Here is a 14,844-nt window from a genome sequence, read left to right as displayed (position 1 = left end):
TTTTTAAAATGACTATTCAATGATCGATGAGAGTATCAATCGATGAAAGCAAAAATCGATAAGAATATCAATGTGATGGTAAGGATAGGGTAGTCATGAGCCTTTTGCCAAAAGCCTTAACCGTGCCAGCCACTTCCGCACTCAGCCGTTGGTTTGCTTCGCGTGCGCCCAAAAGTGATAGCGCCACGCTCAATTTTCGTAATGTCTATATCTTTTTTAGCCGTGAAGGATTGCTATTTGCGGTGTTATTGGTCATCACCTTTATCGCTGGTATCAACTATGGCAATAACTTGGTATTGGGTTTGTGTTTTTATCTAATCAGTGTTTGGCTTATCAGCTTCCATGTGACTTTCGCCCATATCTCAGGTTTAAAGGTACAACTAATAGAAGTGACGATGGCAGAAGCGGGTGCGCCTGTTTGGGTCACCTTGCAACTGCATAGCGAGAGTCGCCAGCCAAGACGACAGTTATTGTTCAGTTTTGAGCAGACTGACAGCACGATTGGCAAGCAAAATAATAAAAAAGCCAATAAGAAAATTAAGCATAACGTGGATGGTCAGCATTCTGTGCTCGTGACACGGCTACAAGGTGAGCAGATTATTCGTTTGCCTGCTCAGACACATCATCGTGGGCAGTTTGAATTGCCAAGATTAAAAATAAAAACCGTTTACCCTTTGGGTATTATGCGGGCATGGTCTTACGTCTATTTTGTGCGTAACGCTTGGGTCTATCCAAAACCTGAAGTATTTGATTGGCAAACACAGTATTCGGTCGCAAGTTTGAAAGATTTGCCAACAGGTGGGCAGTATCGGCAAGGTCAAGATGACTTTGAGCGGCTGGATAATTATATCGAAGGTGAGTCGCTGGCACGAGTTTCTTGGGGTCACGTGGCGCGCGGTCAAGGCATGTTTACCAAGCATTTCGCTGATCCAGTCGGTGATGAGCAAACGTTAGATTATGTCGATATGCCAGCCGCCCATCATGAGCAGAGGTTGGCACAAATGGCGTATGGCGCGATGAAGTTAGGTGAATTAGGCGTACCATTTAACATGCGTTTACCGAATGATATGCCTTCTGATGCACCGATGGGTGAAGGCGATGGCTTTGCACAAACTTGCTTGTTAAGATTGGCGAAAGCGCCATGACCCACTCTAAACAACATTCTAAAAATGAAGCTGAAGATAAATATACGGGCTTCTCTGAAACAAATCGTGCAAGCTTTGAGCAGCTGGCTCTAGGTTATGACATCAACGCTCATGTTATGCAGGATGGCGATGCTAAGTGGTATCGCAAGCTATTCGCTTTGCCAGCATACTATTGGGTATTAATTGCTCAGATGCTCGTTATTTCACCCCATGCGGCGCATCTGCCATTATGGTTGATTGGATTTGCTGTGGTTAGTATTGCCGCGCAACTGCCGCGCATAAAAGCCAAGTTTAAAAAAATTGCGTATTTAAAACGTGTCTATCAAGGCATGCAAATGCTCGGCTTTTTATTAGGTTTGGCAGGTCTATGGCTGACTTACAATACCGCGTTCGGACTGGATATGGGCGTGGCATTTTTAGTGCTCTGTCTTATCAGCAAGCTATGGGAATTGTACAAGCGCCGTGATGCTTATGTGGTATTGAATTTATCGTTATTTGTACTGGCTGCGCTATTTTTGATGGATCAAGGTCTGGTTACGACTTTAGAGGTGATTGTCGGAGCGGTTATCATACTATTGGCATTTATTGCGCTCAATGATGATGGCAATACTCGTGGTGATGGTCGATTACGGACTTTGGGTGTGTTGGGTATTGGGGCATTGCCGTTGTTGGTGGTTTTGTTTTTATTCTTTCCACGTTTGCCGCCGCTGTGGTCAGTACAGCTGTCAGGAAATCAAGCAACTACTGGCGTGTCTGATAGTATGTCGCCCGGTGATTTTGCCAATTTAGGACAATCGACTGAGCTGGCTTTTCGCGTAGAGTTTGAAGACAACCGTCCACCCCAACAAGAGCTTTATTGGCGGGGTTTGGTATTTAGTGATTTTGATGGCGTCACGTGGCGTCCTAGTCCGCAGCAGCGACAATGGCAACCGTCATCACGACCGCCTGCTTGGATCGAAAATGCGCTTGCCACTATTCCTGATGCAGCAAAAAGTACGCCTGCAACTTATAAGATTGTCCTAGAACCCACGCAGCAAAACTGGCTATTTGGACTCGATTATCCTTTTTCTCAGCGCCAAGATATCAGTATTACATCAGACTTTACCTTATTAAAAGATCAGCCCGTCACTCAGCAGTTGCGCTACGATGTATTACAGTTTGCGCCGATGCGTATCGACCCCGTTCTGTCTGATGAGTCGCGGCGTTTGAATCTTACCTTACCAGATGAAGGCAATCCTAAATCAAAAGCATTGGCTAAGCAGTTATTTGCCCAATCAGGTTCTGATCCAGTGCGCTATATGGCGGCTATTGAGCGCTGGATTAATCAAACAGAATTTCGCTATACGCTATCACCGCCACGACTCAGAAATAACCGCATTGATGAGTTTTTGTTTGACACAAAGGCGGGGTTTTGTGAGCATTATTCTTCTAGCTTTACCTTTATGCTGCGCGCTGCGGGTATACCAGCACGCGTCGTCGCGGGATATCAAGGTGGCGAGCTGAGCCGTGGCGGCAATGTTTGGGAGGTGCGGCAAAAGGATGCGCATGCTTGGACGGAAGTGTGGCTTGAGGGTCAAGGCTGGGTACGTGTTGATCCGACAGCGTTTGTTGCGCCTGAACGCGTTGAGCAAGGGATGAATGCGATTACGCAATCACAAGGGGCGGCGATGTTCGGTGATGGCGCTGGTGCACAAATCAATTATCAGCAGTATCAAATGCTACAAACCTTACGCCGCCTCTCAGATCAAGCCAGCTACTATTGGCAAAAAGACGTCGTTGGTTACGATCAGGACAAACAAGCCGACTCACTGTTTAAGTGGTTTAACATCACCTCAATCATGCAGCAAATTGTCTGGTTGGCGTTGAGTGCTATTATTGTCATGAGTATTTTAGTCTTCGTCATTTGGCAACGCCGCCGCAAACGCTGGCATCCAGCAGACCTGCCGCTTGCACAATTATCCAAACGCATTGGCAAATCTGATAAATCGCTGGCACGCGATGAAAGCGAAGGGCAATTGGCTTGGCTTGAGCGCTTGGCCACGGCTATTGACTTAAATGCTCTGAGTGGGATTGAGATCAACACGGCGAGTCAATCAAAAGACAGTCATGATCCAAAAGCGACTCAAACAAAAATAGCGCAAGCAAAAATAATAGAGATTCAACAAGACTATCGACAGCTACGTTATGGGCGGCTAAGCACACTTGAAATCAGTGACAGCGACTACCAAAAAGTCTTAACGCAATTAAAGAAGAAGGTAAGCGAATTACTTTGACTGTTCTTTTAATATGAATAAGAGAGGCTCTCATATGGCAATCTACGTGGATTTTGTGCAGATAGAATTTAAAGGCTATAAATGGTGTCACATGCTGGCAGACACACTGCAAGAGTTGCATGATTTTGCCGCGCTGATTGAAGTGGATAAGCGCTTATTTCATCGCAATGCCAGTTATCCTCATTATGATGTCACCGTACAAATGCGAGAAACCGCGATCCAGCACGGTGCTATTGCTGCTGACAGAAAAAAGATTATCGAATGTGCTAAAAAGTTAAAAGTAGAGCTAAATGCTCAAATGATGCAATCCTATAACGCTTAATGCAATTTTAACTCAAATATAGTCAGTTCAAAACAAAATCGATACGTTAGTAGCTACGTGCTAGTGGGGTAAATGCTTATGGCGTGCTGTTCGCAAGCGTGACAGAGGCTGCAAAAAATCTACCCCAGCAGCACTGTATCGGATTTAAAGTGAATCGGCTATATAAAAAAGGTGGACTATGCTTTTGCTAGCCACCTTTTATTTACTCGGATTTTCACATAATACTCATTTTGCAATGGCTGCTTTACTAACGCCATCAAGGGCCTTTGAGATGCTAGCAATCTCCCTATCACACCCTTTGATATTGTGACGGGTCTTTAGGTATTCAGGATTGTTGTATGACAACCAGACCTTTTTATTGGTATCTTCACTGATTAAGATTTTTTGTGGTAAATCAATGGCAACGCTTTGCTCGCAATTCATCAATGGCGTGCCTGCTTTTGGGTTACCAAACATAATAACTTGCGTCGGTCTCAAGGCCAAATTAACGCTTTGCGCATTTTTCTGATGGTCGACACGCGCAAATACTTTCATACCTTTACTTTCAATAATCGTTACCAGCTTGTCAGCGGTATCTTGGACAGAATGATTACTTTGCATCGTAACCAAACCTTTTTCAGCATTGATGGCAGTCATCGTGTCTGGCGTTGATGGCATCTTATCAGGCACATTTAAAATATTTTCAACACTAGCGCAAGAGGAAACGGCTAAAGCTAAAGCGGTTATAGAGATCATCTTAAGCATAAAACTTCCTTTTATTATGGTGATTTACTCAGCGTGTAATGGCTGGAAATATCTAATATTCATTGTGCGTAATAAATTGTGCATAGTAAAGCGTAGCATTGCAAAACGATTTACTAAGCTAAATACTCTGCCAAATAGTCTACTAGCAACCTAATCTTTGGTGATAAATGACGATTATGCGGATAGACGGCCCAGATACTTTCTTCGGGTTCTCTGTAGTTATCTAACACACTGACCAGCGCACCTGATGCTAAATGTTTTTGCACATAATAATCAGGTAATTGGACGATCCCCAAACCTTTTAAGGCAGCGTCGACTAAACTGTGACCACTGTTATATTGCACACTGCCAAAGACGCGTAAGTTTTTTTCTTTATCGGCGTTCTTACCATCTTCTATAAAGTGCCAATAGTCACGCGTGCCAAGTAAACAATTATGTTGATTCAGTTCGGTCAGAGAATGTGGGATGCCGTACTTTTTAAGATAATCAGGCGCGGCACAGACGAAATTAGTACGATGGCTAAGCTTTTTTGCCATCATCGTCGAATCGCTTAACTTGCCAATACGAATCGCCAAATCATAGCCGCCATCGATTAAGTCAATCTTTTGATTACTCAAAAAAGCCGTCACTTCGATATCGCTATATTGCACCATAAAATTATTGACCAGTGGCAACAATTGCTGCTCACCATAAGTGACAGGGGCGGTCAGCTTAATTCTGCCTTGCGGCTTTGATTGTAAGTTACTAACCGCTTGCTCAGCGGCATCCAAGCCATCGAGCACCCCGCGGCAATGCTGATAAAACACACGGCCTTCTTCAGTCAGCGATACTTTACGCGTTGTGCGATATAGCAGTTTAATATTAAGACGCTTCTCTAAAGCACTTATCTGTCGACTGACTTGTGCGGTTGAGACGCCCAATTCTTTTGCGGCGCGGGTGAAGCTCTCATATTCCGCCACATAAACGAACTCGCTAATACCATCCCAGCGCATGATTATTACCAGTGTGTAAAAGATATTTGCAAATATAGCACATTGTTATCATTACAGAAATGACTATAATAGTAAGCATAAAATCAAGACTTTACCAGATTGCGACAACGATGGCTTGCCTCTACTCAGTAAGCAATATAAGCTAAATTGGTTTGTGTTTAATCAATAATAAAATGAATTATAAGAGAGATGACTATGTCAGATAAATTTATTAAATCTAGAGCCGCTGTTGCGTGGGGGCCAAATGAGCCACTATCGATTGAAGAAGTGGATGTCATGTTGCCCAAAAAAGGCGAAGTATTGGTAAAAATTATTGCCAGCGGCGTTTGTCATACCGATGCATTTACGCTATCTGGTGAAGATCCAGAAGGCGTATTCCCCGCGATTTTGGGTCATGAAGGTGGCGGTATCGTTGAGCAAATTGGCGAAGGCGTGACCAGCGTCCAAGTTGGCGATCATGTCATTCCTTTATACACAGCAGAATGTGGCGTCTGTAAAATGTGCCGCTCTGGTAAAACCAATCTATGCTCCGCTGTACGTGAGACCCAAGGTAAAGGCCTCATGCCAGATGGCACCACGCGTTTTTATAAAGATGGTGAGCCAATTTATCATTATATGGGTTGCTCAACCTTCTCTGAATATACGGTGTTGCCAGAGATTTCTCTAGCCAAAGTAAATGTCGATGCGCCGTTAGAAGAAGTTTGTTTATTGGGTTGCGGCGTCACGACCGGTATGGGCGCGGTCATGAATACGGCAAAAGTCGAAGAGGGCGATACGGTTGCTATCTTTGGTCTGGGCGGTATTGGATTATCAGCCGTGATCGGTGCAGCCATGGCAAAGGCCAGTCGTATCATTGCCATTGATATCAACGAGAGCAAATTTGAATTGGCCAAAAAGCTAGGCGCAACGGATTGCATCAATCCCAAAGATTACGACAAGCCAATTCAAGAAGTCATCGTTGAATTGACCGATGGCGGCGTGGACTATTCATTTGAATGTATCGGTAACGTCGATGTCATGCGTTCAGCCCTTGAGTGCTGTCATAAAGGCTGGGGCGAATCAGTCATCATCGGAGTCGCAGGCGCAGGACAAGAAATATCGACGCGTCCATTCCAGTTAGTGACGGGTCGAGTCTGGCGCGGCTCAGCATTTGGCGGCGTCAAAGGTCGTACAGAGTTGCCCGGCTATGTTGAGCGTTATTTAGCGGGCGAAATTCCGCTACAAGATTTTATTACCCACACCATGCCATTAGAAGATATCAACGAAGCCTTTGACTTGATGCACAAAGGTGAAAGTATCCGTACGGTTATTCATTTTTAAGAGATGCTTTTTAAAAGTAACGGTTAATGATATTGGTTATAAATTTAGCGTTATTAGCGTTATAAAGTATCAATATGACAAAACGAAAAATGCCGCTCCTATGTATGGAGCGGCATTTTTTTATGGCATAAGATATCATTAATATTCAACACAATGACAAGTGAGATCTGGTCATAGGACATGAGCCTTTTTATCATCGATAATACTTTAGTCTGTCATGTCAGCCAACTGCTGCAAAATATTGGTGAAATTCTCCACGCCTTGAGCACCGCTGACCAGATGACGCTCATTAAAAATAATGGCTGGCACGCTTTGAATGCCTTGCTGTTGCCAATGTTGTTCAGCTGCGCGTACTTCTTTAGCAAAAAACTGGCCTTCTAATACGGCTAGCGACTCACTACGATCAAGCCCAATCTCTGCTGCGATGTCAGCAAGCACGTTGATGTCGGAGATATTTCTGCCGTTGGTAAAATGCGCCGCGAACAACGCTTGTTTTAACTCATGCATGCGTCCTTGCTGATCCGCGAAATGCAGGAGCTGATGCAAGTTAAAAGTGTTGTGCATACGCGTGTCGTCAGTGACGTTGAACTCAAAGCCAACATCGTTCCCAGCTTCAGTCATCCGCTCTCGGCTGGCATCAGATTCTTGCTTGGTCGAGCCGTACTTCTCGATAATGTGCTCACGCAGATTTTGACCCTCGCTTGGCATGTTGGGATTCAATTCAAATGGATGCCAATGGATAGTATGAGCCGTTTTAGTTTGCTCAAGCGCTTCTGCCAGTTGGCGATAGCCGATGAGGCACCAAGGGCAGACAACATCTGAGACAATGTCTATTCGGATTGGTTTTTCTGATGATTTCATAATGCCTCGCAAATTATTATTTGTATTTTATTCAAAAATTGATGGAGCGATCTATCACTTGACAATAAATCAGTTAACGAAAACGTTGCTAGTTTTATGGTGTTCTAGATTAAAAAATACACCCTAATGACTACAAAGTAAAAACAAAATAACTTTTTTGATACGTCATAATAAATTCATTGGCGCTGTTTTATGAGGCGTTTTTTATCATTCTGTTTTTTATCATTCTATTATGTTTATCTGCCAGCGAGAAGCCAGCATGTCTACTTTGACGTTAACAATTAATAAGCAAGATTATGAGTTTGATAATCTTGATACGCGCACGACACTACTTGATGTCTGTCGCCAACATTTACAAATAACAGGCCCCAAAAAAGGCTGTGATCACGGTCAATGCGGTGCTTGCACCATGCTCATTAATGGCGAGCGCGTGAATTCATGTCTAACGCTAGCGGTGATGCATGATGGCGATGAGATTACGACGATTGAAGGCATTGGAATGCCTGACTCGTTATCAGAGCTGCAACAAGCCTTTAAAGACCATGATGCATTCCAATGTGGTTATTGTACCCCTGGGCAGATTTGCTCAGCGACGGCATTGATAGAAGAGGTCAAAAACAATTGGCCAAGCCATGTCACTACTGACTTGCAAAACCCTGATGGGTTGCTGGTACAAGAAATTGCTGAGCGTATGAGTGGCAATATTTGCCGCTGTTCTGCGTATCCTAATATCATTAAAGCCATCTCTCAAGTGTTAGAAAATCAAATGGCTGATAAATCTACAGCGTCTATGAGTGATTCAGTACAAGACTCAGAGGTAACTGGTATTTGGTCACCACCGCCTAGTGAGGCCCAACTTGGTAAAGCATCATCAAAGAACCCTCAAGAAGCCAACACGCTAGGAGATCGCTCATGAAACGATTCGAATATATTCGTGCCGATGCGCCCGAGCAAGCCGCGATGTCAGCTAGTGCTAAAGAAGCCTCATTTATCGCTGGCGGAACCAATCTATTAGATTTGATGAAGCTTGAGATTGAGACGCCCATCAAGTTGGTCGATATCACTCGTTTAGCATTGGAAAAAGTAGAAACCACTGCGGATGGTGGACTGCGTATCGGTACGCTGGTCACCAATAGTGATTTGGCCGCTCATGCTGAGGTCATTGCCAATTATCCCGTATTATCAAGAGCGATTTTGGCTGGAGCCACAGGACAGCTACGTAATAAAGCCACGACAGGCGGTAACTTTTTGCAGCGGGCTCGTTGTTACTATTTTTATCAGACAGACAGTCCCTGTAATAAACGTGAGCCGGGGACGGGTTGCCCAGCTATCAATGGCGAAAACCGTACGCTTGCCATTTTGGGCACTAGTGAGTCTTGTATTGCTCAGCATCCCTCTGATATGGCGGTAGCGATGCGTCTATTGGATGCCAGTATTGAGACCGTAAAAGCGGATGGTTCAACCCGTAAAATTGCGATCAAAGATTTTTATTGCTTGCCAAAAGAAACACCGAATATCGAAAACGTTTTGGCGTTGGGCGAGCTTATCACTCATATTGTTCTGCCAGCCCCTATCAAAGGCATGCACACTTATGACAAAGTGCGCGACCGTGCGTCTTATGCGTTTGCCTTGATCTCCTGCGCCGCAGTAATAGACGTAGATGATAAAGGTGATTTAGCAACTGTACGTCTAGCATTTGGCGGCATCGGTACTGAGCCGTGGCGCAATGAAGCAGTGGAGACATTATTGACTGACACTGATGGTAATGATGAGGTTATTACGCAGGCGGCGGATTTATTATTAAAAGATGCCAAAGGCCGTGGTCAAAATGATTTTAAAATACCACTAACACGTCGTCTACTAAAACAAGTTATTCAGCGCGCATTAGCGGGCAAGGGAGCATAATCATGTCATTATTGGACTCAGTACTTCCATCAGAATCGACCAAAAAAATGACCATGGACCAGCCTGTTGACACTTTGTTCGACAAGACAGCGAGTAAACTGGTCGGTCAGCCAATCAACCGCGTTGACGGCTCATTAAAGGTTAGTGGTCAAGCGCACTATTCGGCAGAGATTCATCGAGAAAACCAAGTTTATGGTGTTTTAGTCAGCGCAAAAATTGCCAAAGGACACGTTGAAAGCATCGATAGTAGCGCGTTAGAGCATATTCCTGGCATTATAAAAGTCGTGACTGATCCAACGCATTTTTTGCGTAATTCCCAGCAAGGAACAGCAACCAAAGCGCCTACTCAAGGTGCTAGCGAGATTTTTTATCATGGTCAGCCGATTGCCGTTGTGATTGCCGAGACTTTTGAAGCAGCGACAGAAGGTGCTCATGCGGTCAAGGTTAGTTATAAAGACGAGACCGAAAAAGCGGCGCTAGATTTTACCAAAGAGCTGTCTAATGCCCATGATATTGACGAGAAAAAAGGCTCAGATCAAAATGCCATAAAGGGTGATCCAGAGCAAGGACTTGCTGAATCTGCGGTGACCCTCGATCGTCTTTATCATACTCCAAGTCAGAACAGCTCTGCGATGGAGCCTCATGCTACGTTGGCTTATTGGGAAGAAGATAAACTTATCCTATACACATCGAATCAAATGGTTGCGTCATGTAAGCAGCAAGTGATGGATGCCTTAGACCTAAAGAAAGATCAGGTGCAAATGATCTCTCATTACGTCGGTGGTGGTTTCGGTAGCAAGCTGGGAATTGCACCTGAGTCGATTGCAGCCGCTATTGCTGCCAAAGATTTGGACCGTCCTGTTTTGGTTTGCATGACTCGTCCACAAGTCATGGAAGCGACGGTCAGGCGGTCAAACACTCGTCAGCGTATCGCAATTGGCGCTGATAATAACGGTGTCATAAATACCTTGATTCATGAGTCTACTAGTGGCAATTTGCCGGGCGAGGCTTTTTTTGAACCATCCGCGTTATCTACTAAATATTTATATCGCGGTGAAAATCGCCGAGTAAATTATAAAAAAGTAGATATGAATCAAGTCCTTTCCGGCTCTATGCGTGCGCCCGGTGAAGCGGTGGGTATGATTGCCCTCGAATGTGCCATGGATGAGCTGGCCACACAATTGGGTATTGATCCCATTGAGCTGCGCCGCCGTAATGAGCCTGCGCAAGATCCTAGCCAAGATATTCCGTTTTCTACGCGCCAACTCACTGCCTGTATGGAACAAGGCGCTGAACAGTTCGGCTGGGAGCAGCGTAATGCCAAACCTGCCAGTCAATTAGAAGGTGATTGGTGGATAGGCACAGGAATGGCAGCGTCGTCTCGCGGCAACTCGGTACAGCAGTCAGAAGCCCGAGCAACTCTGCAAGTTGATCCATCAAAAGCACTGGGCGTCAAAGCAGTGATTGAGACGGACATGACAGACATTGGCACAGGTTCTTATACTGTGTTTTCGCAAGTAGCCGCTGACCTATTAGGATTACCAATCGATCATATTGAAATGAAATTGGGTGATAGCGAATTGCCGCCAGCGTCCGGTTCGGGTGGTAGTTTTGGGGCGGCGAGTTCTGGTAGTAGTATTTATCTTGCTTGTGAGCAGCTGCGTGACATGCTAGCAGAAAAAGTCGGACTCTATCCTGATACCATTCAGCTTGATAAAGGTCAAATTAAACAAGCAGGCGAGCATGAGCCCAGCTTAGTAGAGTTGGCTATTGCAGCAGGTAAAGAAAAAACGGCAGATTTGACCGATAAGTTGACTGATAAATTGGTGGATTTAAAAGAAAAAGTGGCTGATAAAACAGGATTGTCGCTACCAGAATCAACATCAGAAAAATATGATTTTAATCACTCTCAGTCCTATGCTTTAGCTGATATCGTTGCGAAATACGACGACCAAAAAGTCAGTGCCAAAGGACAAATCAAACCCGGTAAAAATGGCAAAAGCCATCGCCAAGCTTCTTTTGGTGCCAACTTCGCTGAAGTGGCCGTACACCGAGTAACTGGTGAGATTCGTGTTAAGCGGATGACGGGCGCATTTGCGGCAGGACGTATCTTGAATCATAAAACAGCCACTTCACAGTGCTACGGCGGGATGGTGTTCGGTATTGGTTCCGCTTTGATGGAAGAAGTCATCCATGATAAGCGCGACGGTCGTTTATGCAACCATGATCTTGCTGAATATCACGTCCCAGTCAATGCGGATGTGCCCCAGTTAGATGTCATTTTGGTAGAAGAAGATGATCCTTATACCAATCCTATGCATATCAAAGGCATCGGTGAAACGGCAATTTCGGGTGCTGCTGCTGCCATTGCTAATGCCGTCTATAATGCGGTTGGTGTCAGGGTGTATGACTTTCCAATTACGCTCGACAAGTTACTCGCTGAGATGCCAGAGTAGTTTTTGATAGTAATTTTTGTATCAAAGAAACCCGCTTAAGTAGCGGGTTTTTATAACCTGAATGTTCATAATATGAGTACGTATAAATTCAAAAAGTACTCTATTAAATATCACATATAATTAAAGTAAGAGGCGTTATGAATCAAATCGCTGACATTCTTAAGCTGGCAAGCGCCGCTCAACAACAAAACGTTGATGCTGTATTGGCGACGGTTGTACGTACTGAAGGCTCAGCGTATCGCCGTGCTGGCGCTATGATGCTCATTTGTGAGGATGGACGTTCGGTTGGGATGATTAGTGGTGGCTGCCTTGAGCCGCATATTATTAAACGCGCCTTTTGGTTGACTCGTCATGGCGCTAATGTGCAAGTTTATCAAACGGGTGATGATATTGATTACACTGAAAATGGTAAAGCAAAAAAATCCACTCAGGGCAATGAAAAACACCATGCTGAGCTTTTAGATGTTGATTTTTATGATGACCATTATGCTGCTTTCGATAGTGAAACGTATGATGAGCTAGATAGTGAAACGTATGATGAGTTAGACGAATTAAATTTTGGTCTAGGATGCAATGGGCGGGTGCATGTCTTATTTGAGAGGTTAGCAACGGCAAAATCGTTGTTAGAGGTCATCACTCAGGTTCGTCGTACTCAGCAACCTATTACAATGGCCACTTTAATTCGCTCTAATGGTAGTCAGCCTCAAAGCTCTAAGTTAACCGTTGGCATGCGACTCAATCTAGAGGTAGCTGATGCTTCCAACGCACTTATAGACACAGTGAATAAACTAGCAAAACATAAGCTGTCTGATAGCAATGCTGACTATGTGATTATAAAAAATGATCATAATAATATGACAACAGAATGGTTGGTTCAGCGACTACAACCGCAAATACGACTATTGATTTGCGGGGCAGGCAATGATGTCATGCCGCTGGTCACCATGGCAAAACTGCAAGATTGGCATGTGACGGTCATCGATAGCCGATCGCAATATGCAACACGCATGCGTTTTCCGCAAGCAGATGAGGTGGTGGCTTTGACATTGGACGATACCGAAACGTTGCTCAGACTCAGTCATAATGCTGCTGTCGCTTTGATGTCGCACAGCCTTAGTCAAGATCGTGCTCGACTTGCTGTATTACTAGAGCATCCTAAAAATTATAGATATATAGGACAATTGGGACCACGCTATCGCACCGAACGTTTAATCAATGAGATTAGTGCCACCATAGCCGACCCTAAGACGTTAACAGAAGGTATCGGCAAATTGCATTATCCCATTGGCTATAAGCTTGGTGGTGACGGCCCTGAAGCTTTGGCACTTGGGATCATGGCACAGATAAACGCGGTTATGCATCAGCAAACGCTGTCAGCTGAATATTCAGATGCAAACTTCTCAAATATTTCTACGATACGCGGCGATGCCAAGTTGAACATGGCATGACTCATAATAATGCCACGTCACAAGCGCTAATTTTGCAAGATCAAGAGGCTTTCCAAGATCCAGAGGCTTTCCAAGATCCAGAGGCTTTGAAAAACGATAATCATGCGGTGATTATTTTAGCCAGTGGTCTTAGTCAGCGTTTGGGTCAAGCAAAGCAGTTACTGTTTAAAAATGATGAACCTTTAATATGTTCCATAATCAAGCTGGCCTTGTCTACCAAACCGCAAACAATTATCGTCGTCATTCCTGATAATAAGCCAGCTATTAAAAGTACAATTGCTGAATTGGCTTTGCAGTACTCCATCATTCAAACGGTTATAAATCCTACGCCTGAAACAGGTATGGCGCATAGTTTGAGCTTGGGTATTGAGGCATTAATGAATCTTGGCGACAGTCTTGTCAATCGTGTGTTGATAATGGGAATTGATCAAGTATTACTTGATGAGGCACATTTGCTGGCGTTGCTGGCAGGAAAGCAGATAGTGGTAGCCAGTGGTTATCATAGCTGGTCACGCTTAGATGAAATGCACTTAAATAAAAATGCTGCTACCAATACATCTACACAAAATATCATCGGATTACCGTTAACGATTGATTGTACGTTACTCAGACAATGGCAATCAGAATTGATAGGCGACAAAGGACTGCGTCATTTAATTAGAGGACTGCCGCCAAGTCAGATACATGCTGTCAGCAATGAGCAGCTAAGCTATGATATCGACACCCCCGAGCAGCTTGCTTATGCCAAGCAACAAGGATGGATAGATGAGTAGTATTAACGATGGCGAATATTCTATGATACCTGTGCTAGAAACCAAACGTCTTTATCTAAGACAATGGCAAGCCAGCGACTTTGCGATATTCGCTGAGATGAATGCCGATCCAGAAGTCATGCGATATTTCCCTAAGGTATTATCTGCTAAAGTAAGCGATATCATTGCCAAAAAATGTCAGCAGTTGATTGCAGATAAAGGCTGGGGATTGTGGGCTGTCAGTGTAAAAGACGACGCAAAAAACAGCGATGCTTTCATTGGTTTTGTCGGTTTGAATGACACGCACGCGGATATGTCTTTTGGCCCTGCTGTCGAGATTGCTTGGCGACTGCATAAAGATTACTGGGGATATGGTTATGCTACTGAGGCGGCAAGGGCGGCGCTGAATTTTGCTTTTGACGAGCTGGCACTCGATGAAGTCGTCTCATTTACCGCGGTCATTAATAAGCGCTCACAATTGGTTATGGAGCGACTTGGTATGACAGATATGAAGAAGAATTTTTATCACCCTATGCTTGCTGCTGAACATCCACTTGCCACGCATGTGTTATACAAAATAACTCGGCAGCAGTGGCAAAATACGGTCGCAAATTAACTCGATTTAC

Annotated in this window: 13 protein-coding genes; 10 read left to right on the top strand and 3 right to left on the bottom strand. The window is 44.4% G+C overall.

Annotated features, from left to right (window positions below; translation table 11 throughout):
* Nucleotides 1-95: 95 nt before the first annotated feature.
* The 3 genes from JMX48_RS00375 to JMX48_RS00365 are packed head-to-tail and all read left to right on the top strand — an operon-like array spanning nt 96 to nt 3,740.
* Entirely contained in the window at nt 96-1,145 is a 1,050-nt protein-coding gene (locus JMX48_RS00375) for a hypothetical protein (protein WP_201533108.1), read from the top strand.
* Nucleotides 1,142-3,418 (top strand): transglutaminaseTgpA domain-containing protein, encoded by a 2,277-nt coding sequence (locus JMX48_RS00370; protein ID WP_201533107.1) that lies wholly within the window; start codon nt 1,142-1,144, stop codon nt 3,416-3,418. Before JMX48_RS00375 ends, JMX48_RS00370 begins: the two co-directional genes overlap by 4 nt.
* Nucleotides 3,419-3,452: 34 nt before the next feature.
* A complete protein-coding gene (locus JMX48_RS00365; RefSeq protein WP_201533106.1) occupies nt 3,453-3,740 on the top strand; it encodes a DUF4031 domain-containing protein in 288 nt (95 codons plus the stop codon).
* Between the two features lie 225 nt (nt 3,741-3,965).
* Here the strand turns inward: JMX48_RS00365 and JMX48_RS00360 are convergent, their stop codons facing one another.
* Together JMX48_RS00360 and JMX48_RS00355 are read right to left on the bottom strand one after the other, a co-directional pair.
* A complete protein-coding gene (locus JMX48_RS00360; protein ID WP_201533105.1) occupies nt 3,966-4,484 on the bottom strand; it encodes a DUF302 domain-containing protein in 519 nt (172 codons plus the stop codon).
* A 113-nt stretch (nt 4,485-4,597) separates the two neighbouring features.
* Nucleotides 4,598-5,476, bottom strand: a complete 879-nt coding sequence (locus JMX48_RS00355) for a LysR family transcriptional regulator (protein WP_227687821.1) — start codon at nt 5,474-5,476, stop codon at nt 4,598-4,600.
* A 195-nt stretch (nt 5,477-5,671) separates the two neighbouring features.
* On the opposite strand from JMX48_RS00355, the gene JMX48_RS00350 reads away from it, so the two are divergent.
* Nucleotides 5,672-6,796, top strand: a complete 1,125-nt coding sequence (locus JMX48_RS00350) for an S-(hydroxymethyl)glutathione dehydrogenase/class III alcohol dehydrogenase (protein WP_227687820.1) — start codon at nt 5,672-5,674, stop codon at nt 6,794-6,796.
* Nucleotides 6,797-7,003: 207 nt separating this feature from the next.
* Here JMX48_RS00350 and JMX48_RS00345 read toward each other — a convergent pair whose 3' ends face one another.
* Complete coding sequence (locus tag JMX48_RS00345) at nt 7,004-7,657, bottom strand: DsbA family protein (RefSeq protein ID WP_201533103.1); 654 nt, start codon at nt 7,655-7,657, stop codon at nt 7,004-7,006.
* A 259-nt stretch (nt 7,658-7,916) separates the two neighbouring features.
* Between JMX48_RS00345 and JMX48_RS00340 the strand changes: the two genes are divergently transcribed.
* The 6 genes from JMX48_RS00340 (at nt 7,917) to JMX48_RS00315 (ending at nt 14,834) form a co-directional block, all read left to right on the top strand.
* Entirely contained in the window at nt 7,917-8,573 is a 657-nt protein-coding gene (locus JMX48_RS00340) for a 2Fe-2S iron-sulfur cluster-binding protein (RefSeq protein WP_201533101.1), read from the top strand.
* The gene (locus JMX48_RS00335) at nt 8,570-9,562 is read left to right on the top strand and encodes an FAD binding domain-containing protein (RefSeq protein ID WP_201533099.1); all 993 of its coding nucleotides are present in this window, start codon (nt 8,570-8,572) and stop codon (nt 9,560-9,562) included. The genes JMX48_RS00340 and JMX48_RS00335 overlap by 4 nt, the downstream gene beginning before the upstream one ends.
* A gap of 2 nt (nt 9,563-9,564) precedes the next feature.
* A complete protein-coding gene (locus JMX48_RS00330) occupies nt 9,565-12,018 on the top strand; it encodes a xanthine dehydrogenase family protein molybdopterin-binding subunit (RefSeq protein WP_201533097.1) in 2,454 nt (817 codons plus the stop codon).
* 137 nt (nt 12,019-12,155) lie between these two features.
* Nucleotides 12,156-13,466, top strand: coding sequence for an XdhC family protein (locus JMX48_RS00325; RefSeq protein WP_201533095.1), 1,311 nt, complete (start codon nt 12,156-12,158; stop codon nt 13,464-13,466).
* Complete coding sequence (locus tag JMX48_RS00320) at nt 13,463-14,239, top strand: nucleotidyltransferase family protein (RefSeq protein ID WP_201533093.1); 777 nt, start codon at nt 13,463-13,465, stop codon at nt 14,237-14,239. Before JMX48_RS00325 ends, JMX48_RS00320 begins: the two co-directional genes overlap by 4 nt.
* Nucleotides 14,232-14,834 carry a GNAT family N-acetyltransferase gene (locus JMX48_RS00315; protein ID WP_201533091.1) on the top strand — a complete coding sequence of 201 codons (603 nt, stop codon included), beginning with the start codon at nt 14,232-14,234 and terminating at the stop codon, nt 14,832-14,834. Before JMX48_RS00320 ends, JMX48_RS00315 begins: the two co-directional genes overlap by 8 nt.
* Nucleotides 14,835-14,844: the final 10 nt, after the last annotated feature.

Source organism: Psychrobacter immobilis (genome assembly GCF_904846225.1).
Classification (GTDB): Bacteria; Pseudomonadota; Gammaproteobacteria; order Pseudomonadales; family Moraxellaceae; genus Psychrobacter; species Psychrobacter immobilis_F.
The sequence above is the reverse complement of the archived record's forward strand: the minus strand, read 5'-3'. Positions and strand labels throughout refer to the sequence as shown.

What these genes read in the sequence shown, in the direction of transcription:
- JMX48_RS00345 (WP_201533103.1), bottom strand. Translation starts at nt 7,657, where the DNA reads ATGAAATCATCAGAAAAACCAATCCGAATAGACATTGTCTCAGATGTT.
- JMX48_RS00365 (WP_201533106.1), top strand. Translation starts at nt 3,453, where the DNA reads ATGGCAATCTACGTGGATTTTGTGCAGATAGAATTTAAAGGCTATAAA.
- JMX48_RS00355 (WP_227687821.1), bottom strand. Translation starts at nt 5,476, where the DNA reads ATGCGCTGGGATGGTATTAGCGAGTTCGTTTATGTGGCGGAATATGAG.
- JMX48_RS00370 (WP_201533107.1), top strand. Translation starts at nt 1,142, where the DNA reads ATGACCCACTCTAAACAACATTCTAAAAATGAAGCTGAAGATAAATAT.
- JMX48_RS00330 (WP_201533097.1), top strand. Translation starts at nt 9,565, where the DNA reads ATGTCATTATTGGACTCAGTACTTCCATCAGAATCGACCAAAAAAATG.
- JMX48_RS00320 (WP_201533093.1), top strand. Translation starts at nt 13,463, where the DNA reads ATGACTCATAATAATGCCACGTCACAAGCGCTAATTTTGCAAGATCAA.
- JMX48_RS00315 (WP_201533091.1), top strand. Translation starts at nt 14,232, where the DNA reads ATGAGTAGTATTAACGATGGCGAATATTCTATGATACCTGTGCTAGAA.
- JMX48_RS00335 (WP_201533099.1), top strand. Translation starts at nt 8,570, where the DNA reads ATGAAACGATTCGAATATATTCGTGCCGATGCGCCCGAGCAAGCCGCG.
- JMX48_RS00340 (WP_201533101.1), top strand. Translation starts at nt 7,917, where the DNA reads ATGTCTACTTTGACGTTAACAATTAATAAGCAAGATTATGAGTTTGAT.
- JMX48_RS00325 (WP_201533095.1), top strand. Translation starts at nt 12,156, where the DNA reads ATGAATCAAATCGCTGACATTCTTAAGCTGGCAAGCGCCGCTCAACAA.
- JMX48_RS00375 (WP_201533108.1), top strand. Translation starts at nt 96, where the DNA reads ATGAGCCTTTTGCCAAAAGCCTTAACCGTGCCAGCCACTTCCGCACTC.
- JMX48_RS00350 (WP_227687820.1), top strand. Translation starts at nt 5,672, where the DNA reads ATGTCAGATAAATTTATTAAATCTAGAGCCGCTGTTGCGTGGGGGCCA.
- JMX48_RS00360 (WP_201533105.1), bottom strand. Translation starts at nt 4,484, where the DNA reads ATGCTTAAGATGATCTCTATAACCGCTTTAGCTTTAGCCGTTTCCTCT.